Annotated in this window: 12 protein-coding genes; 5 read left to right on the top strand and 7 right to left on the bottom strand. The window is 56.8% G+C overall.

Annotated features, from left to right (window positions below; all coding sequences use genetic code 11):
- The first annotated feature begins 18 nt into the window (after nucleotides 1–18).
- Nucleotides 19–690, top strand: coding sequence for a YrbL family protein (locus FKG94_RS01475; protein ID WP_142902400.1), 672 nt, complete (start codon nucleotides 19–21; stop codon nucleotides 688–690).
- A 179-nt stretch (nucleotides 691–869) separates the two neighbouring features.
- Here the strand turns inward: FKG94_RS01475 and FKG94_RS01470 are convergent, their stop codons facing one another.
- The 6 genes from FKG94_RS01470 to FKG94_RS01445 form a co-directional block, all read right to left on the bottom strand.
- Complete coding sequence (locus FKG94_RS01470) at nucleotides 870–1,427, bottom strand: outer membrane beta-barrel protein (RefSeq protein WP_179957434.1); 558 nt, start codon at nucleotides 1,425–1,427, stop codon at nucleotides 870–872.
- 1,100 nt (nucleotides 1,428–2,527) lie between these two features.
- Nucleotides 2,528–4,171, bottom strand: a complete 1,644-nt coding sequence (locus FKG94_RS01465; protein WP_142902398.1) for a sulfatase-like hydrolase/transferase — start codon at nucleotides 4,169–4,171, stop codon at nucleotides 2,528–2,530.
- Nucleotides 4,164–6,584, bottom strand: coding sequence for a beta-glucosidase BglX (bglX, locus tag FKG94_RS01460; protein WP_179957433.1), 2,421 nt, complete (start codon nucleotides 6,582–6,584; stop codon nucleotides 4,164–4,166). Before bglX ends, FKG94_RS01465 begins: the two co-directional genes overlap by 8 nt.
- Nucleotides 6,585–6,659: 75 nt before the next feature.
- Complete coding sequence (locus FKG94_RS01455) at nucleotides 6,660–8,258, bottom strand: glucoamylase family protein (protein ID WP_218943394.1); 1,599 nt, start codon at nucleotides 8,256–8,258, stop codon at nucleotides 6,660–6,662.
- A 91-nt stretch (nucleotides 8,259–8,349) separates the two neighbouring features.
- Nucleotides 8,350–11,292: a TonB-dependent receptor gene (locus FKG94_RS01450; protein WP_142902397.1), complete on the bottom strand. Its 2,943-nt coding sequence runs from the start codon at nucleotides 11,290–11,292 to the stop codon at nucleotides 8,350–8,352.
- A gap of 764 nt (nucleotides 11,293–12,056) precedes the next feature.
- Nucleotides 12,057–13,571, bottom strand: coding sequence for a sulfatase family protein (locus FKG94_RS01445; protein ID WP_218943393.1), 1,515 nt, complete (start codon nucleotides 13,569–13,571; stop codon nucleotides 12,057–12,059).
- Nucleotides 13,572–14,124: 553 nt separating this feature from the next.
- On the opposite strand from FKG94_RS01445, the gene FKG94_RS01440 reads away from it, so the two are divergent.
- Nucleotides 14,125–15,144: a LacI family DNA-binding transcriptional regulator gene (locus tag FKG94_RS01440; protein WP_142902396.1), complete on the top strand. Its 1,020-nt coding sequence runs from the start codon at nucleotides 14,125–14,127 to the stop codon at nucleotides 15,142–15,144.
- 135 nt (nucleotides 15,145–15,279) lie between these two features.
- Here FKG94_RS01440 and FKG94_RS01435 read toward each other — a convergent pair whose 3' ends face one another.
- A complete protein-coding gene (locus FKG94_RS01435; RefSeq protein WP_142902395.1) occupies nucleotides 15,280–16,479 on the bottom strand; it encodes an MFS transporter in 1,200 nt (399 codons plus the stop codon).
- Nucleotides 16,480–16,877: 398 nt separating this feature from the next.
- Here FKG94_RS01435 and FKG94_RS01430 point away from each other — a divergent pair, with 398 nt between their 5' ends.
- From FKG94_RS01430 to FKG94_RS01425, 3 genes are all read left to right on the top strand, one after another.
- Nucleotides 16,878–17,582, top strand: coding sequence for an OmpW/AlkL family protein (locus tag FKG94_RS01430; protein ID WP_142902394.1), 705 nt, complete (start codon nucleotides 16,878–16,880; stop codon nucleotides 17,580–17,582).
- Between the two features lie 123 nt (nucleotides 17,583–17,705).
- The gene (locus FKG94_RS28635; RefSeq protein ID WP_179957432.1) at nucleotides 17,706–19,184 is read left to right on the top strand and encodes a glutamate-cysteine ligase family protein; all 1,479 of its coding nucleotides are present in this window, start codon (nucleotides 17,706–17,708) and stop codon (nucleotides 19,182–19,184) included.
- A gap of 29 nt (nucleotides 19,185–19,213) precedes the next feature.
- On the top strand, nucleotides 19,214–20,209 hold the full coding sequence (locus FKG94_RS01425; RefSeq protein WP_179957431.1) for a M14 family metallopeptidase: 996 nt from the start codon (nucleotides 19,214–19,216) through the stop codon (nucleotides 20,207–20,209).
- Nucleotides 20,210–20,234 lie beyond the last annotated feature (25 nt).

Below are 20,234 nucleotides of genomic sequence, written 5' to 3'. Positions count from 1 at the left end.
ACTACACTCGGGATAGTTATGGAGACAACGCTGTTGATGAAAGGCTGCCGGCTTTCCCGGTTCAAGCCCCTCGCCGCCGGCGCAGAAAAATTGGTTTATCCCCACCCACAGTCACCCGACTTGTTGATAAAAGTGCAAAACTCAGCGGCACCCCTGCCGCCGCGCGCACTGATATCGCGCTTACAGCGGCTTTCACGTTACCGGACGTTTCTGCACGAAATAACAGAGCATATTGCGATAAGGGAACACGGGTCCGGCAAGCAATACCACTTGCAACACATTGTCGGCTTTATCGATACCGATATGGGACTGGGTATGGTCGTGCGCGCGGTACGGGACCGGCAAGGTAATTTGGCGCCAACCCTTCGCCAGCTCTGCATGACCGGCCGTTACACCGCCTTACACAACAACGCACTGGTTATGCTCATCGACAGCGTCTTAAACAGCAATGTCATTGTTCGGGATTTCTCCACCAGCAACCTGGTCTGGGACGAACGGCATGACAGGTTTGTGATTATCGATGGGGTCGGCGCCAAGTCGGTCTTCTCGCTGCGCAATTATTCAAAACGCTACAACAGACATACCAATTTCAGGAAGGCGAAAAAACTGCGCAAGAGGGTGAGCTGGCTATTGAGGGAAGCCGGCTACAAAAACATCAACTCGCATAGGGGGGATACCAGCGAGTCTTGACAGCCGCCGAATTACGCGGTTTTTGTTTACCGACCACGGCCATCCGAGGCTGAATGCCTATCGCTTGTCAAACCGTGATAGGCAGCCTGGCAGCACATATCGAAACCGCCATGCCGGTTTATGTGGCGAAACAAGGTAGCGGCAAACCCTGAACGAACTTGCAGCTACCCGGTTACCGGCTAGAATTGCCAGTGTATACCAACCGTGCCGGCATAGGCGTCATCCAGGGTATCGGCATCGACGGCCTCAAACTCCACACGAATGCCGACGTTATTGGTGAGATCGTAGCCGGCACCAAAACCGAAACCCAGATTGTAACCATCTTCATCGGCCAGTTCGAGGTTAGTGCGTTTATTTTCCAATTCGGCATCCCAGAGATAAACACCTATCTTGGCGAACAGGTCAAAGCGATCCGTCACTGGCAGAATACCCATCACAAAACCACCAAAGCCACTGAGGTCGGCTTCATATTTATTGCCACCGATGCGATCGTCCGGCTCGCCCCAATCGGCATAACTGCCCTCGATGGCTATATATTGGTTAATCTTATAGCCGAAGTACACTTTCATAGCGGTGTCGTCGGCATCGAAGTCGACACCCACCAGGCGGTTATCATCTTCCAGATACGCCCGGCCTGCACCCAGACCCAGATACCAGCCAGTATCATTACTCTGCGCGATAGCAAGCGGTGAGGCCAGACAGGTCCCCACGATTAAAGCTGCAATCGATTTATTCATATGAGTCTCCATTTGCTTAAAAACAATATAACGAAAGGTTAGCGACATTTTGTGAGAGCATGCTAACGATTAGGAGTGACTCGAGCTATTAGCCCTTGGGGTAATATCCGGATTACAAAGTATCCGCCCGGGCCGCGTTCGACCCGATACTGCCATCCAAAAGTACAGATAACGTCCAGACTTGAAGTCAGCTTTCGCTGTAGCATCCACCGGGGGCTATCCGATGGATACACCCTTTCGAAGCAGCTAACAAATAAAACCGTGGTGATTGGCCTTTGGTCCAATGGAGAAACAGGCGCTGTAAACTTATTATGATCTGGAGAGTCCGTCTCTCTCACCCGCACTCTACACGGGTACGCTCGTACCCGTGTCTTTTTCGGCTAGCAAATACCGCTCCCGGCAAACCCCGTCATGCCTTGTTGCCGGAGAAGAGAGCGGCGGCTGCCAGCCAAATTCATATTGCCCTAAAGTCCACTTTCTCGAACGCCGGGGTCTGGTAGATTACACCGCGTTACAGGTGTGATTTCAACGGGATGCGCACCTGCCGCAAGTACGGCCGGTTGTTCCAGAAACCCACAGCATAAGGTGTCCAGGCAATGGCGACGATGCTCCTTTATTGTGCAGTGTACTTATGAAACCTGTGTATCTATTCATGGTCTTGTTGCTGATTTATCCCTATACAGGAAATTCCAAATATAACGAGCAAAAGTCGACTTACAGACATCACAATATAGCTGGCTATACTAAACAAACGCGAACTGATGCAAGGTTTCCACGAATACTAAAATCCAACAGCGGCAATTTAAAACTATTCGCGCCCAGAGTCAGCCGCTGGAAAGCGGCCAGCGAAATGGTATCCGTAGTCAACCTGGAGATTCAATTGCAAGACCTTGACCGCCCCCTTACCGTTGCGTTGCACATACGCACAGACGCCCGGGCCGACTCGGCGCAAACCCAGCGGTTAAACTGCAGGCACGAGATCCTGAGGATCCGTTTCCCTGTCGCCGATAAAACAGTCACCCAAAGTCTGGAGGACGTTATAGCGAAGGAACTCGGAACTGTTATCGGCTCCCTGCCGTTAAATCTATGTTGGCCAACGGTCAAGGTAGATGGGGTAAATGCCCCGCAGCCCGGTATGCCCGGGTAGTCCGCGGTTCATCAAAGGTGGTATTGTCCCGATCGTGGTAAGTCAGGAATTTGTCGCGCAATCGGGACACCGTATCCCGCCACCGCGACTCACCGACCAGATTGTGCTGTTGTGCCAGGTCAGTCGACAAATCATAAAGCTCGGTCGCCTGCTTGTGTTGATCCACCACCAGCACCAGATCGCCCTCGCGAATGGCACCAACGGAGGCTGCACCGGCCTGGTACAGCACAAACTCGCGCAGTGCTTTGCCCGGCGGCTGTCGCCCGAGCAGCACCGGTAACAGGGAGGTACTGTCCATCGCCTGGTCCTCCTGCATGTTTTGCCGGGTCAGTTCGTAGAGCGTAGCCACCCAATCGAGACCGACGATCAGTTGCTCGGAAACCGTGTCGGGCTTGATTACCGAGCCCGACTCAGTGCCATCGCCCCACTTGACGATAAAAGGCACCCGGTGTCCCCCTTCATGGATCGACGCCTTGTACCCGCGCAGCGGACCGTTATTGTCGTGGGCCGCGATGCCGTATTTCGCCACATCGGGCCAAAGCGCACCGTTGTCACTGGTAAAGAAGATCAAGGTGTTGTCCGCAACGCCTTCAGCCTCCAGCTTGGCGATAATTTTACCGACCTGGAGGTCCAGTTCGTACAACACATCGGAGGTCATGGCGCCGGTCACACCCAACACCGGTTGATCCACGGTCGAGGCGTCACCGTCAAAGTCGAAAGGCGGGGTATGGGGTACATGAATCGCCTGTGAAGCATAGTAAAGCAGAAAGGGCCGTTGTTCACGACGCGTCCGGTTCGCGGCCAGATGGCGATCGATAAACCGCACCGCCCCATCACTGAGAATAATACCCGCCTGGCTCGAATCGTAATCCACATCGCCGCGGGCGGGAATTTTCTTTGCCTCCACAATTTCCGACAGGCCGTTGGTGCCGACACGGTAAAACCCGTTGTGCAGCAATCGGGTACTGGAATTGTCGGCAGGCTTGGCGGGATCCACCGGCACGTATCTGCCATTTTCAAAATAGGCATAGGGCTCGTGTTGGATACCGCTTTGCAAGCCCAGGGAATAATCGAAACCGTGTTGGTTGATGGTATCACCGACACCGCGACTAAAATCCATGGTATTCAGTTTAGCTTTGTCCCGGATCAGTCGCCCGCGTTTATCGTAAACATCACCGCCCAGGTGCATCTTGCCGATAAACGCCGTGCGGTAACCCGCCTGCTGCATCACTTCCCCGACGGTGATATGGCGACCGGCCCGGGTTTTATCGCCATTGACACTGAAACCGGAACTGTTGTTGATATCCCAACTCCCCCCCGCGCGACCGTTGCGATAGGGATAACTCCCGGTCAGCAGACTAAAGCGCGAGGGTGCGCACAGAGCGGCCGGTGAATGGGCGTCGGTAAATCGCATACCCTGGCGCGCCAGCCGGTCGATATTCGGCGTGGGCACCTTGCCGCCATAGACGCCGATATCACCATAGCCGACATCGTCCGCCAGAATAAACACCACATTCGGCAGCGGCCGATCGGCGGCGGCACTTAGCGCCAGGCCAAGGGTCACGAGCGCCAGTAGACCTTGTGCTGTTCTACTCATGGGTAAGACTCGCTATCGGGTTACGGGTGCTGTGGTAGTGGGGTAAGGCGCGCACTTGCGGCGAGTGTGCCGGGCGCAGCACCACGGTGTCCAACAAAGTAAAATCCGCTTCTTTAACAGCTTCCGAACTACCGCCTATAAACAGCTTGAACTCACCCGCCTCGGCGCCGTAGCTCATATCCCGGCGGTGAAACGCCAGGTCGGCCGGCTGTAACGCAAAGGTTACCGTCTGTGACTGACCTTTTTTCAACATTATTTTCTGAAAACCTTTCAGTTCCCTCACCGGCCGGGTGACGGAGCCCACCAGATCCCTGACATAAAGTTGCACCACTTCCTCACCGTCACGTGCGCCGCTGTTGGTGACTGTCACCGAGGCGGTGAGGGTGCCGCCTGCCGCCATCTGCGCGCTGTCCAGACGGATTTCCGAGTAGGTAAAGGTGGTGTAACTGAGGCCGTAGCCAAACGGATAAAGCGGCGTATTGGGGGAGTCGATATACCTGGATCTGTATTTCTGTTCCACACCGTTCACATCGTAGGGACGCCCGGTATTTTTCATATTGTAATACAGCGGTATCTGCCCCACCGACCTGGGAAAGGTGACGGGCAGTTTACCCGATGGGTTGTAATCGCCGAACAGCACATCGGCAATGGCAAATCCCCCCATGGTGCCGGCGTACCAGGTTTCGAGTATCGCATCCACCTCCGTGGCGGCCCAGTTGATAGTCAGCGGCCGGCCGTTCATCAACACCAGTACCATCGGTTTGCCGAGTTCCCGCAACGCCCGCATCAACGCCGGCTGGGTACCGGGCAGGTCGAGCGAGGTGCGACTGGCCGCCTCGCCGGTCATGTCCCACTTCTCTCCCATTGCCAGTATGATCACATCGGCGGTGCGGGCAATGGCCATGGCGTCGGCAAATCCCGAACGGTCGGTGTCGTCAAATTCGTAGCCGCCGCCGCGCGCATAGGTGACTTTGGTATCGTCGCCGACGGCAGCCCGAATCCCCTCCAGTAACGTGACAGGTTTGTCGTGGCGGTCGCCCGCAGCGGCCCAGGAACCGATCATATCGGCTTTGCTATCGGCCAGCGGCCCAATCACTGCGAGCGACAGGCCATTTTTGCGCAACGGCAGTAAACCATCGGCGTTTTTTAACAACACCATGGATTTTCTGGCCATGTCCCTGGCCGCCTGCAGGTTTTCAGGCTTGTATATTTCCCGTTGCTGGCGGTCTTCGTCCATATAACGATAGGGATCGTCAAACAACCCCAGGCGATATTTCATCGCCAGTATTTTGCGCGCTGCCGCATCAATGCGGTCCCGTGCCACCTTGCCCTCGAGCACCAGAGCTTTGAGATGATCGACAAAAACAGCGCCCTGCATATCCATATCGACGCCCGTATTGATCGCCAACTGGGTGGCATGCCTGTTATCGCGGGCGAAGCCGTGGGGCACCATCTCGTTGATCGAGGTGTAGTCAGTCACCACGAAACCCTCGAAACCCCAACGGGTTTTCAATATATCGTCCAGCAGATACGCACTACCCGTTGTCGGCACGCCGTTCAAATCATTAAAAGCCGTCATCAGGGTTGCCACGCCCGCCTCGACAGTCGCCTGAAACGGCGGCAGGTAGGTGTCCCACAGCTCTCGCTCCGACATATCGGTAGTGTGGTAATCACGACCGCCCTGCGCCTGGCCGTAAGCGGCGTAGTGCTTGGCACAGGCGAGCAGGGTATCGAGCGCAGCCAAGTCCTCGCCCTGAAAACCTTTTACTCTCGCGGTTGCAATCTGCGTGCTCAGATAGACATCTTCTCCGGAACCCTCGGAAATCCGGCCCCATCGGGGGTCGCGGGCAATATCCACCATAGGCGCAAACGTCCAGTGCACACCCTCGGCGGCGGCCTCGGTGGCCGCCACCCTGGCCGCCGCCTCGATAGCCGCCAGATCCCAGGAAGCAGCCTCGCCCAGCGAGATGGGAAATATGGTTCTGTGACCGTGAATAACGTCGTAGCCAAACAACAGCGGAATGCCCAGGCGGGTTTGCTCCACGGCTATTTTCTGCAGCGATCGGGTATAGGATGCGGTAAAAGCATTGAAAACAGCGCCGACCTTACCGGCGGCGATATCGTCTTTGTAGTCTTCGTTCATGGTTGGCCCGGTGACATCCCAACCGCTGGTAAGCAGGTTTAACTGGCCGATTTTTTCCTCCAGTGTCATCTTCGCCAACAAGGCGTCGATAAAAGGGTCCATGGCCCCGACATTGTCGCCCCAGAGCGTCCGCGACACTTTTTCCGCTGCCCCCGCCGCCTCAGCGACGCTGTCGACAGGCGGCGCCGGCACTGCGGACACCACACAACCGGTGACGGTAAAACCACTTACGCCCCACAAAAAGATGAGTGATTTAGCCAGTTTTTTCATAGTTGCCGATTCCTTAAACCCGTGTCCACTGCATCACAAGACCTGGTAACGCCAGCCATCGGCGATCACGGCGGCCTACCTGATCGGTTTACCATCAATCTTAAAATCCAATTTTTGCAACCCCGCCCGCACATCCGGGTCGCGCATAAAGTATTTCCACAGCAATCCGCTGCGGTGGTTCTCCAGCATCACCACAATCGGGCCCTGGTCAATGGCCAGATACGTTTTCCTCACCTGCTCTGCAGGCTTGTCACTGACACTGAGGTTGATACCGTCATAGAACCCCATAGGGCCGAACAGCGTCTTGCCATGGTTGAAATAGAGGTTTTTCAACACCTGCATGGACGCGGCTGGCGTATAAGGCATGGAAGACAGCGCCGCTGTCGGTGTAATCGTCCCCTGGTCTCGCAGAAAACCCGGTGCATGGGCAGCGTAACCGGAGGGCACTTTGTCGCCGGCGGTCAAGCCCCAGAAGTTCTCTCCGTAGCCGCTCCAGCCATAGGGATTATCGATGCAGTAGGCACGGTTTATGCGGGTGTGACGGTAGTTCTGTTGCCAGTAATCGGCATAGCGATCCCGCAGCCCCTTTGGGTTCAAACCGAGAAATGAATAGTGCGCGAAAAACAGCGGACCGCCCATCTGGTCTGCGGGTCCGAGCGGCAACACCATGCCGTAGTAATCGCGATAGTTGCGAAACGTCTTGTTGTCCCAACCGGCCCAGCCTTCGTGATAAACCGGCGCAGCGATGGGGTGGGTTGGCGAGGCGGCCGCCAGCACATAGACAATCAACGCCTCGTTATATCCCCTGATCGGGTGGTTCATACGCCAGGCATGACTTTTCGACCAGTGCCAATAGAGCACATTCTCGCCCTTGGTGTACCAGTCCCACTCCATCTCCCGCCACAGCGCGGTAATCTCCCGGCGCAGTTGCTGTTCGGGCGCCGTGTCGCCATCGAAGTACTGGCGCGCCGTCAACAGGCCCTGGGCCATAAACGCCGACTCGACAATATCACCACCGTCATCGTATCGACTGAAGTGAAAGACCTGCCGGCTCCCGGCGTGATACCAGTGCGCCCACATGCCGTGAAAGCGTTCGAACTCGCGCAGCGACCGGGTCAGTTTCAACAGCCGCTGCACCGCCTCGGCGCGAGTGATCCACCCTCTTTCAGCACCCACTATCACTGCCATAACACCAAAGCCGGTGCCGCCGGAGGTAATAATATCGCCGTCTTTCTCGTTCGGTTCACGCTCCCTTGCCCACCCCGACGCCGGATCGGCATGGTCCCAGAAATAGCGAAAGGTGTAGCGTTGGACCATCTCCAGCAATTCCGCATCGGAGAAGTCCCGGGTCTCTGCGCGGGCGCGGGCAAGTTCGCGCTCGACGCCGTCTTTCACCGCCACAAGCTTATAGCGCAGCGTCAGGTTGCGCCCCAACTCGCCGACAAAATCCAGCGCCGAGGCGGCCGTTGTAGTGATGCGGTGTTGCCAGTTGCCGCCGTTTACCGATACTGCAAGCTGATACTGCAAACCGGGTTGATGCAGCCCCTGCCACCGCAGCTCCACGTGTCGATCATAGCCTTGGGCCTGCAGCGGTGGCGGTTCGGCATCGGTGGGCGGCATCATCAACAGTAGCACTATTGCCGTGCACCAACCGGCAAGCCTTCTTCGCAGCATAGCGTTGTTCTCCGTTTACCAAGACGATTGTCGGCAGTGCCCGGGGCGAAGCCGCAGCCGGGCATGTGCAAACGATCATACAGTCGCTTTTTTACCAGCTCCAACCCACTGACAGCTTGGCCGTGCGCGACGGCCCCTCCAACTCGTCCCGGTGCCTGCCGAAGTTGGCATTGGGGTTATCGCGGTTACCGGTAGTCAGGTCATAGGATCGCCAGTTGCGGGTGTCAAACAAGTTCAGAATGTCCAGGCGGATACGAAACGTCGAGTCATCGCCAAACAATCCGAAACCGGCCGCAAACTCTTTACTGAGCGCCACGTCCAACTGCCGGAATTCACCGTCATCGGGCTCGATGCGATCAAAAAAACACTGATCGGGTCCATCCAGGCAGTCCGTGTACTGAAACGGCGGCGTCGAGGCTAAAGTCAGTTTGCCTGACAGAAAGATGCCCCAGGGCAGATCGTAGGTGCCGGTGGCAATAATGCGATGATCAGAAACGCCAATCGCGTCTTGCCAGCCGTGGAAATCCACCGAGGGGTACGCGAGTGTGAAGGTGCCGTTGTAGCGCCAGTTTTCTTCGGCATCCGTGTAGGTATAGGCCAGGCTGAAACCCCAGTTATCCAGATGCGGTCTTTCGATTTTAACGAACAAGGCGTTAGTGCGGCTTTCGAGATCGTTACTGGAGAGAATCAGATTGCTGAATCCGGGCGGGGAGATGCCAAACGGGGCTTGCCAAATAGTGCCCGGTGCAAAAAAACTGCCATCTTCCCGGCGATTGCCCAGCAACCAGTTAAAACCGTTTTTACTCTCAACGCGTGACAGGGTGACTTCGGTGCGCCAGTCACTGTCCCAACTGCTGCGCACACCGAGGCTGAACTGGTCCGAATAAGGCACGTCCAGATCGTTGTTCAGCAGGTTGATTTCGCGCCCGGCGCCACTGGTACTGGCCAGTAGGCTGTCCAGCCCCTCCTGGGTGAGATAGATCGGGTCCCAGGGTACACAGGTATCGCCGGAACAGGGGTTGTCCGGGTCTCCCTCAAAAAAGAATGAGCGGGCGGCAAAGGTGCCTTTGGTCTGCTCGACTTGCAGGAAGTCGAACTGATTGCGGTCGTAGGAGCGACCATAGCCGCCGAATAACGTGTGGCGAGAAGCACTGTCGAGCGTGTAGGAGAACCCCAGCCGCGGCTGCCAGGCGCCGGTGAAGTAATCCCGGTTGCTGCCGGTGCTGATCCAGTCGTTGATATCGAAACCGGCGTTGGGGTTGTTGATATTCTCCCAATTGCGCAAGGCGTCCACGACATCCGGCGGTGTCACATAATCCTTGTAGACAGGCGTTTCCTCATAATCCCAGCGGATACCCAGATTCAGTGTCAGGCGGTCGGTAACATACCAGTCGTCCTGGATGTAGATGCCTAACTGAGTGTTATCGGACTCAATCGCCCCCCGGTTGTCAAAGCCCGCCACACCGACGCCCCACTCCACGCGATAAGGCTGCACAAGGGCAAAGGTGTCGGGGCCGTTGAATTCGACGTTGTAGTAATACTGCGGGTTGAACGGCTGTAGCTGGACCGTCTTTAATGTAATTTCCTTGTATTTAATACCGGCCTTGATCACATGGCTGCCGTGCCATTCGATATCCGTAAAAGTGAAATCATTTTGCAACGACCACCCCTCCTGCCCCTTATCCTGGAAATTGCGGCCGGCGCCCAGATTCAAAATGGTTTGGCGGGCACTGTTGTGCAACACGGTCCCGATACCGGACGTCAGCGGATTGGGGTTCCAGCTTGAATCCTCATAAGTAATACGGGCCTCATTCTGCCAGCTCGGCGTGCTGTAAGTATGCTTTACCTGCACGCGCACATCTTCCTGGTCTCTGCTGCTGCCGTACGACCGGGTATTGACACCGCCAAAACCGGTGGTCTCGCTTTCGTCGCGGTACTTGATCGATGCCTCCAGTGCTTGCGCCTGGTCGATAGACCAATTTAACTTGCCGAAAAACAAATCCTCTTCAAACTCCGAAATCTTTCTGCCGGTCAACGCCAACAATTCCGCCGGCAACGGCGCTGCGGTGGTCGTGGCAATCACATCCCGCGGGTCTTCGTTGTTTTTGCGTTCATAGGATGCAAAAAAATGCAGTTTGTCCTTGATGATCGGGCCCGACCAGGTGAAGCCGTATTGCTCCTGAGACGAGTCAACCTTCTCACCGGTTTTTTCCTCAACGGGTGTCCGCGAGCGCAGACTCTGATTGGTGTAATCATAGAAAAAATCACCGTGAAATTCATTGGTCCCCGAACGGGTTACGGCGGTAATGGCGGTGCTGCCCACATGGTCATATTCCGCTTTGTAATTCTGGGTGATCACCTTGTATTCCCCGACTGCCGATTGGGGAAAAGGATTGCCCCGGCTGGTATCCTGGCCGGTGATGCCACCTTTCAACACATAGTCTTTCTGGCTCACGCCGTCGAGAAAGACATTGACACCCCGCTGGTGCTGGGCCCCGCCGCGAATACTGGTGCTGCCGTCGGCACCCTGGTTGAACTTGACCCCCGGCGCCAGTTCGGCAAACGACAAAAAGTTGCGCGTGACCTGGGGCAGGCGCGCCATCATCTCAGGTGTAATGGTGGTGCCGACTTCACCGCCCTGGAAATTCTCGATGCGCTCGGCCACCACCACTATTTCATCCATACCGCCGCCGGGGGCCGCGTTGATATCGAAGTCCAGACTGGCGGTCTGGCCGATGCGCAGCGTAATCGTCTCACTCTGCTCGGCGCCGGCGTCACCGACGTAAATACGATAGCGACCCGGTTTCATACCGACAAAAATATAGGAACCGTCCGCCCGGGTGATGGCGGTGCTGGTATAACCCCGTTCGATATCGACGGCGACCACTTCGACGCCGGCTTTGGCGGTATCCGCGAAAACAATCTTACCGCGCAGGCTGGCGGCCTCGATCTGCCCCAGTGCCGGCGGAATCGTCATCGCCACCAGGATCAACGAGCACGCCCATGTTTTTAACCAATAGGAATAGTGATTCATGATTACTCTCCTCACCGAAAGCCGAAGCGTGCTGGCCGCTCCAACCGTATGTTTTATTCTGGTTTATCGGTACTGAGTCATAGGTACAGACTTATCGGTATTGTTTTTTCATCGTCACAACTTTGCGGGTACTTTTTCGGTACTTTTTGGGTACTTTTTCGGTACTTTTTGGGTACTTTTTTGGGTACTTCTTTGGGTACTTTTTTGGGTACTTCTTTGGGTACTTCTTTGGGCACTTTTTTGGGCACTTTTTTGAGCACCTTTCACCAGCACCTGCTGTAAGCACCAGCCGTATGAGCCGCTTTTATCGTCACCTTTAATCGTCGCCCTCAACAACAACAGAGGCTAATTTCCATAAACCGAAAGAAATCGATTTCATCCATTGAGAAGAAATAGGCAGCGGTGAAATCGGTTTCATAGCTGCCTTAAAAAAAACTATCTGGATGAAATCGGTTTCCTGACTCTATTCAATCCTCTCAGCCTTGTCAACAGCCGGCGACAAAGTGGGAGCAAGAACCCTTCGCTGCAGCCGGAATAGAGCTCGAAGGGTTATAAAAACATATCTCAACATCGCGCCTAACGGTATAAGGACGAGTCGTCCAAACGTCTGACAGGCAACAGAATCAGGTCACCAGCCAAACTGCCGTTGATGGTGTCACACAAGTGCGGGCACATCACGCAAATACAGCCGGCATTTTGTGCAGCCGCCTAAACCAAGCGGCGCCCGGTCCGGCCAGGTTACCAACCGGCGTTTGCAACCCGACCTATTTCCCTAACAAGCGCTCGCCTGCCTGCCAGTGACTCCGCCGCAGTGGCACCTGCATGGCATTATCGGCCTCTAGGCGATCGAACAGGCGCTCATGCATGGTTTTGGCAGTACCGACAAAAGCGGGTATCTCAGCCAGGTTGTGACGCTCTTCAGGGTCCGCCTCCAGGTCATAGAGTTCGGCGCGATCCCAAACACCATGATAATAAATATATTTGAAGCGCTCTCCGCGCAGGGCAAATGTGGTCGGCGTATGGGGAAACGCATGTTCCCAGTAGTATTCGTAGAGAAACTCCCGCTGCAGACTCCGCCGCGGGCGCCCACGCAACAGCGGCAAAAAAGATTCTCCATCCGTGGCGATGCTCGTATCGGCGCCCGCCAACGCCAGCAACGTCGGCGCAACGTCAATATTTCGCACCAGGGTGTCTGCCACGGTTCCGGCTCGAATAAAGCCTGGCGCCCAGGCCAGCATAGGCACGCGTATTGAGGCCTCGTAGGCATTGCGTTTATCGATCAGACCGTGTTCGCCCAACAGAAAACCATTGTCGCCCATATACATAACCAGCGTGTCTTTGGCCAGATCGTGTTGCCCAAGGTAGGCCAACAGGCGGGCGACACTGTCATCGACTGCCAACAGAGTCTCGGCATAGCGGCGGTAAAACCCGTCAAAGTCATCCAACTGTCCGTGGTAGGGGTAGTCGACACCGTGCCAACTGTAGCGCTGCTCGCGCACCCATTTGGGTTTGCCGCGGTAATTGCGTTCGGTGTTGGCCATGGTGGCCGGAAACCGGGTTTTGGCCTCGCCATAGCGGCCCAGATGGCGCGGCGCCGGAATAAACTCGGCGTGCACAGCCTTGTGCGAGAGATAAAGAAAAAACGGTGCCTTGCTACCGCGCTGGGACTGCAGCCATTCCACCGCATAGTCGGTGAGGAGGTCGGTGACATAACCCCGCCGTTCGACACGCCTGCCGTTCACGTTGAGGGTCGGGTTCTCATACACGCCCTGCCCGCGAAAACTCACCCAATGATCAAAACCGGGCCGCGGCCGGTCGTCCTCCTCTCCCATATGCCACTTGCCGATAAATGCCGTGCGGTAACCGACCTTTTGCAAATCCCGGGGAAAAAACCGCGTCCCCTGCGGCACCGGGCTGGAATTATCGACAACACCGTGTCGATGCGCGTACTGCCCTGTCAGAATCGAGGCCCGACTGGGTGAACACAGCGAGGTGGTAACAAAAGCATTGCGCAAATGCATACCTTCGGCCGCCATACGGTCCAGCGCCGGTGTACTCAAAAAATCCGGCGCCGCCTCGATAAAACTCATAAAGTCGTAGCGATGGTCGTCACTAAGGATAAAGATGACATTTTTTTTGGCCTGGGCAGCACCGGCGAGCGAAAGCAAACCCAGAACCAGGCCCGCGGCCGCCAGCCGGCGCAACGTCGGGCGAAACTCATGGGCTCGCGGAACCCGGAGATAGTCGTTTGATTGGTTGTTGTTATCCTCAGTGCGCACAGATAATCTCCCCGGATTCTACCAGCGCCCAGATGGTTATGGCGCAAAACAGCGGCAAGTGTCTGGTGGTGTGTTTTCGCGATGCAGACCCGCTACCCGCTCCACCAATCTCGTGCAGAAAGACAACCGGGAGACGAATAGCTTTTCTAGCTGACATGAAAACGATATCATCCCACTCTAATGTGGTATTACAGGCCTGTCAATCGAGACCGGTAACTGAAACCCTTCAATGCCGGCACTCCTCACGAAACCCGCTAGCGTTCCCGTAGGGGTTTTGTAGGCTATAAAAACCACAGAAATGACAAGATACCGCAGTCCTTAGAATGTTGGGGAGGCTGCAGGGCCCAAAGCAAGGGAGCGGCGGAAAGGAGCTGACTTTAACCACCTGAAGCGTTACCGGCATTTACTGCAGATACATTTGGCAGCGAGGGTTGCATCTGACATAATCTGCGACAGATGAAAACGATATCAACCTATTCAGCAACCAGCGGGTGTGCCGGTACTCGATTGAGAACAGCAACTGCTGCAAAACACTTACTGTCAACGGATACTTATGGCCACGATAAAGATCGATGATATTGCTGCCCAGGCGGGCGTATGCAAAGCCACAGTGTCGCGCACGCTGCGCAATCCGGATATCGTCTCTCCCGAAACCCGCAACAAGGTAATGTCAGTCGTCGATCGTTTGGGCTATACCCCCAACCGCCTCGGCGCCAGCCTGCGCCAGGGCAGTTCTCACACGATCGTGGTGATACTGCCCGATATTACTAATCCCTTCTTCTCCCCTATCGTCAGAGAAATCGAGCGCGTTGCCATCGCGCGCGGCTACTCGGTGCTGCTCGGAGACACTCTGGATGATCCCGCCCTCGAGCGCGCCTTTGCCAAAATGGTGCGCAGCCGGCAGGCCGACGGCATCATTATCAGCTCCCAGCGGCTGCCCTACGATATAGACGAACAGACGCAATTGGCGCTGCAGTTGCCGCCTCTCGTCAGTATTGCCGAGGTGGTGCCCACGGAGGGCGTGCACAAAGTGGTCGTCGACAATCAGGAGGTTGGCCGCACCGCCACCCGCCATCTGCTGGAACTCGGCCATACCCGTATTGCCGCCATTGCCGGGCCGACCGAACTGCGCAGCTCCATCGACCGCCTCGCCGGGTACCGCGCCGCCCTCACCGAAGCGGATATTACCGTTGACGAGAAACTTATCTGCTACGGGGATTACTCCAGTGAATCCGGCGTCGAAGGCACCCGGCAGTTGATGCAGCACAAACAGCGCCCCTCGGCTATTTTCTGCCTCGGAGACTCAGTGGCCATAGGCGCGCTGCATATTTTACGGGAACTGGGTTACCGCGTGCCTGAAGATATTTCAGTTATCGGCGTGGACGGTGTTGCCCCTGCAAAATATTCGGCGCCGCCGTTAACGACGGTCGCCCAACCCATGGAACAGATCGGGAAAATCAGTATGGAAACGCTGCTGGCCCTGATCGAAGGCAGAAAGCCGGAGAAAACGCTCAATATCCTGCCCCATGAACTGGTAGTCCGTGGCAGCACCGGACCGGCGCCGCGGGAATAGGCGCGGCGATTTTTTCAGCCCTGCCCTGCAAGTACAAACACAAAATGCACTCATAGTTATATTGAAAATAAACCGACAGACAAACACGAGATACCGGTTTTAACGCACACTGTTGCAATGACTGCAATGTCTGCGCTACTTAGCTTCCGTCACCAGCGTTTGTTCATCGCTTTCGCGCGGCAACGGATACACCCAACGCCAAGTCACCCACAGCCCGAGCGCTGCCGCCAAGGCGGCAAAACCGAAAGTACCCGCCCCGCTCCACTCCCAACTGCGGCCGCTCAACATCGCCCCCAACGCACCGCCCGCGCCGATACACAGCGAGCAATACAGTGCCTGCCCCTGGCCCTGATAGCGGCTGCCGAAGTGACGCCGGATAAATTCAATCACCGCTACATGAACCGCCGTGAACGTAAAGGCGTGGCAAAGCTGTGCCGCTATCAACACCACCAGCGCATCCGGCGCGGCGGCAATAACGCCCCAGCGCACCGCCGCCACCGCCATACCAAACGCTAGAATGCCGCGCAAACTGATCCGCATCACGACCTTGTACATAACCAGAAACATCAACACCTCGGCGATAACGGCCAGCGCCCAGAGGCCGCCGATTGTCGCTTTGCTGTAACCGTAGCTATCCAGATACAGGCTGTAGAAGGTGTAGTAGGCACCGTGACTGAGTTGCAACAACGTCACCGATAACAATAAGCCCCACACAACCGGCTGCCTGACTACTTGCGCCAGCCCCGTCCCGGATTCACGCCCGCCACTGGCACTGCCGGCGCCGCTCACCGACAGGGTGCTGAACCACATACAGATCAGGAGACTCAGCACGACATAAGGCAGGCGGTGAATCGACATATAATCAAGGGCCAAACCCAGGCTGGCCACCGCCGCCACAAACCCCACCGACCCCCACAGCCGGATATGGCCATAGTATTGAGTGCGGCCGCTCAAATGCCCCAGGGTGATAACTTCAAATTGGGAATTCAGGCCCTGCCAACAAAAACTGCAGCAGCCTGTAAGCACCGCAAAACCGATAAAAGAATCCACATAAAAGATGCCGAGGAAACTGAAGCAAGCGAGAAATATGCCGCCACGAATTACCAGCAGACGGCGGCCGGTATAATCGGATATCCACCCCCAGAGATTGGGCGCGACAATATTGGTTGCCATCAGGATGGCGCCGACACTGCCGATCTGGGTGGCGGAAAACCCAAGCTCCTGGAGGTAGAGCCCCCAATAGGGCAGTATGGCGCCCAGCACCGCGCAGTTAAAAAAGTAAAAGCTCGACAGTCGCCAGTAGGGGACGCTGCGCAGTTCAGATAACATCGTCATTTACCTGCCGTCGCGCTAAGGCGCAGGGTCAGTGCCTACAAGTCGCCGCCTTAGCCAAACATACTTTTTTTCAAACTTCTCAACAAATCGAATAGGCTTTCTTCAATCAATAGTCTACGCTTTTTAGAACTGCAGCCTGAGCGGCAGTAAACGATCGTCGCCCCTGAAAAACGGAGTCTTGCCGTTGCCTTAGACCTGATGATTCGAAACACCAGATAAGTGCAGATCGAATTGCCCGACCCGCCGGCTTCTATGTCGCTTCGGGGCAGGGCGTTGTGCGCTTGTTATTATCGGGTTGAGCCTGAGCAGGAGTTCCAGCAAAAACGTCCGCAGGCGAGCGGACGCTCAGACAGGCGCCGATGTTAACACAACGACCGGACGAAGATAAAGGAAGCACCATGAACACACGCATCAAAACACTCGGCTTTTTTTCCGCCCTAACGCTGCCGCTGGCCGCCGCACCCGCGGTTGCCTATGAAGCGGGAGAATGGATACTGCGCGCCGGCGTTGCGACCGTTGCCCCCGACGAGAGCAGCGACACTGTAAAGCTCAACGGCGCGACACTCAGTCTCAACGGCGGCACCTCAAAACTCGAGGTGGACGAGAACTCCCAACTCGGCCTGACCGCCACTTATATGCTCACGCAAAACTGGGGCCTGGAGCTGCTGGCGGCCACCCCTTTTAACCACACCGTTTCCGGGACCGGAGAGTTGGCGAACCTGGATATAGCGGAGATCGACCACCTGCCACCGACCTTAAGCGCCATCTACCACTTCAACCCTATCGGCCGCGCTACGCCGTATGCCGGCGTGGGCCTGAACTACACGTTGTTTTTCAGCGAAGACGTCACCGGCGCTGCCGACACCACACTCACCGGCCTCGGACTTACCGGCGCCGACCTGGAGTTGGACAATTCCTGGGGCCTGTCGCTGCAATTCGGGCTGGACTACCAGATCGGCGACAACTGGTTCATCAACGCCTCGATGAGATGGATAGATATAGACACGACAGCCGAAATCAGCTTTGACAACGGCAGCAAGCTCGATGTCGATCTGGAAATCGACCCGTTTGTGTACAGCTTGTTGCTCGGGCGCCGTTTTTAGACAGATTGCTGCGCCGGTTGTGAACCGGTTGGCCCGGGTGTTGTTGACAAGGATTGGGGAAACACGCTAAATAAGGCGATATACATACCCCTGTTGTCGACTGTTATCGTCCGAGATGGAATTATGGGCCTGGATATCGATCGCGAAAACTTCACCGAAAAGGATCATCGGGAATTCGGCACCCGCCTGCAAAACAGTCTGCATATACTGCGCGACCTGCTCGCCGAGCCGGGCTTCGGGCAGGGGCCCCTGTCTCTGGGCGCAGAGGTGGAGGCCTATATCACCCGGCCCGACGGCGGTGTCCTCCCGATCAATAAAACACTGGTCGACGAGCTGCAACACCCACAGTTACAACTGGAACTCAACCGCTACAATATCGAATACAATCTGCAACCGGTGCAGCTTCAAGGCACACCGTTTTCCAGCCTCGAGAACGAACTGACCGCCGCTCTCGACATGTTGCAGCAGGCCGCCCGGGGCCATGCCGGCCAGGTCATTCCGATCGGCATACTGCCGACTCTGCAACTGCCCGATCTGGACGGTTCCGCCATGACGGATTTGCCTCGCTACCGCGTGCTGTCGAAGAGTTTAAAGGCGCTGCGCGGCGAGGACTTCGTCGTCAATATTCGCGGTGACGACAGCCTCCAGGTCACCAGTTCAAATGTCATGCTGGAGGGGGCCAACACCTCTTTTCAAATCCACCTCCGGGTGGAGCCGGAGCGCTTCGCCGATACCTTTAACACACTGCAACTGGTCACACCGCTGGTGCTGGCGCTGTCGGCCAATTCGCCGCTGTTGCTGCAAAAGCTGTTGTGGGAGGAAACCCGCATCGCCCTGTTCAAACAATCCGTCGACTATCGCATGCGGGGCCGCGGCAACTGGCAGGAGCCGGCGCGGGTCGCTTTTGGCCACGGCTGGGTGCGCGACGGCGCCTGGGAGCTGTTTGCCGAAACGGTTTCTCTGCATCGCCCGATCATGCCGGTACTCTCCGACGCAACGGCGGTTGCCGGCGGGACACCGGAGCTGCCTGAACTCAGGCTGCATATGGGATCGGTGTGGCCCTGGAATCGCGCCGTTTACGACAACAGCGACGGCGGCCATCTGCGCATTGAGATGCGCGCCCTGCCGGCGGGTCCGAGCAGCGGCGATATGGTGGCCAATACCGCCTTGTACGTGGGTCTGGCGATGGGACTGCGAGATTATGTGCGCGACTGGTTGCCATCGATTCCCTTCCCTTACGCGGAGTACAATTTTTACCGGGCCGCGCAACAGGGCCTGGACGCAGTGCTGGTGTGGCCGCACCGCAAACGCCAGCGCGTGGTCGAGACCCCGCTGCTCAGCATACTCGAGGCCGTGTTGCCTTACGCCGGTAAAGGGCTGGCGGCAGCCGGTGTCGACGCCGCCGATATCAGTCGCTACCTCGCCATTGTCGAACGCCGCTTCCAACAGCGCCTGACACCGTCCCGATGGCAAAGAGAGACACTGGCGTTTTACCAGCAGGCGGGCAACGACCGGCTTGCCGCCTGCCGCAAAATGCTACAGCAGTACTGTCGGGAACAAGCCCGGGGGAAAGTGCTGAGCGACTGGGCCCTGCCCTCGTGAGCGGCGGCGCGTCACAGACACCTGTCGCCGTGCTGAACGTAGCGCAGTTGCCGTCGCTGGCTCAGGACAGTGTCAGTTGGTTGCGCCAGCTTGGCCGCCCCAGTTGGATCGATATACCCGGCATCGACAGCAGCCGTCGGCGGGTGCTCACCACTTTGTTGCACGGTAACGAGCCCTCGGGTGTGCTGGCGATCCACCGCTGGCTGCAAGGTCTGGACACACCGGCAGTCAATATCAGCTTACTCATCGCCTCGGTAACTACAGCACTGCAGGAGCCGGTTTTTTCCCGTCGCATGGCGGCCGGGCAGCGCGACCTCAATCGCTGTTTCAAAGCGCCGTTTAACGATCAACAGGGACACCTCGCGCAACAGATTATGGAGAGAATCATCAGCCTGCAACCGGAGTGCGTTATCGATATTCACAACACATCCGGCAGCGGCCCTTCCTTCGCAGTCGCTACAGCCGATGGATTTGCACAGCGGAACCTGGCCGGTTTTTTCTGCCGGCGCCTGATCGTCACCGATCTGCGCCTGGGTAGCCTTATGGAAATCGATGCCGGTTGCCCGGCGGTGACCATCGAATGTGGCGGCGCCCGGGACGAGGAATCACAGGCTACCGCGCTCGCCGGCATTGAGAATATAACGACTGCCGATGTGTTGTTCCCGGCGGCGCCAAGACATGAGTTGGAAGTGCTCCATCACCCTGTACGCGTGATCTTAAAGCCGGCCGTCACTGTGACCTACAGCGCCAGCCCATCGGAGGACAGCGATGTTACCCTGTGGCCGGATATTGAACGCTGCAATTACGGCATCACTCCCGTCGATCGCTGCCTGGGCTGGGTGGGTCCCGGCGGCCTGCGGCAGTTGGCCGCGCCCGACACTGCCGGTATCGATCGGGTCAGTCACCTGCTGCGCGAAGACAACGGCTGGCTGTATCCGGCCCGCAATCTGCGTTTATTTATGGCCACCACCAACGCCAAAATAGCTCGCGACGATTGTCTCTTTTACGCAGTGGCAGCCACGTAGGACGCCGATTAACTCGTCGGCCGCC

Origin of the sequence: Exilibacterium tricleocarpae (assembly GCF_007004655.1) — a bacterium.
Classification (GTDB): Bacteria; Pseudomonadota; Gammaproteobacteria; order Pseudomonadales; family Cellvibrionaceae; genus Exilibacterium; species Exilibacterium tricleocarpae.
This window is presented reverse-complemented; position numbering and strand designations above follow the sequence as displayed.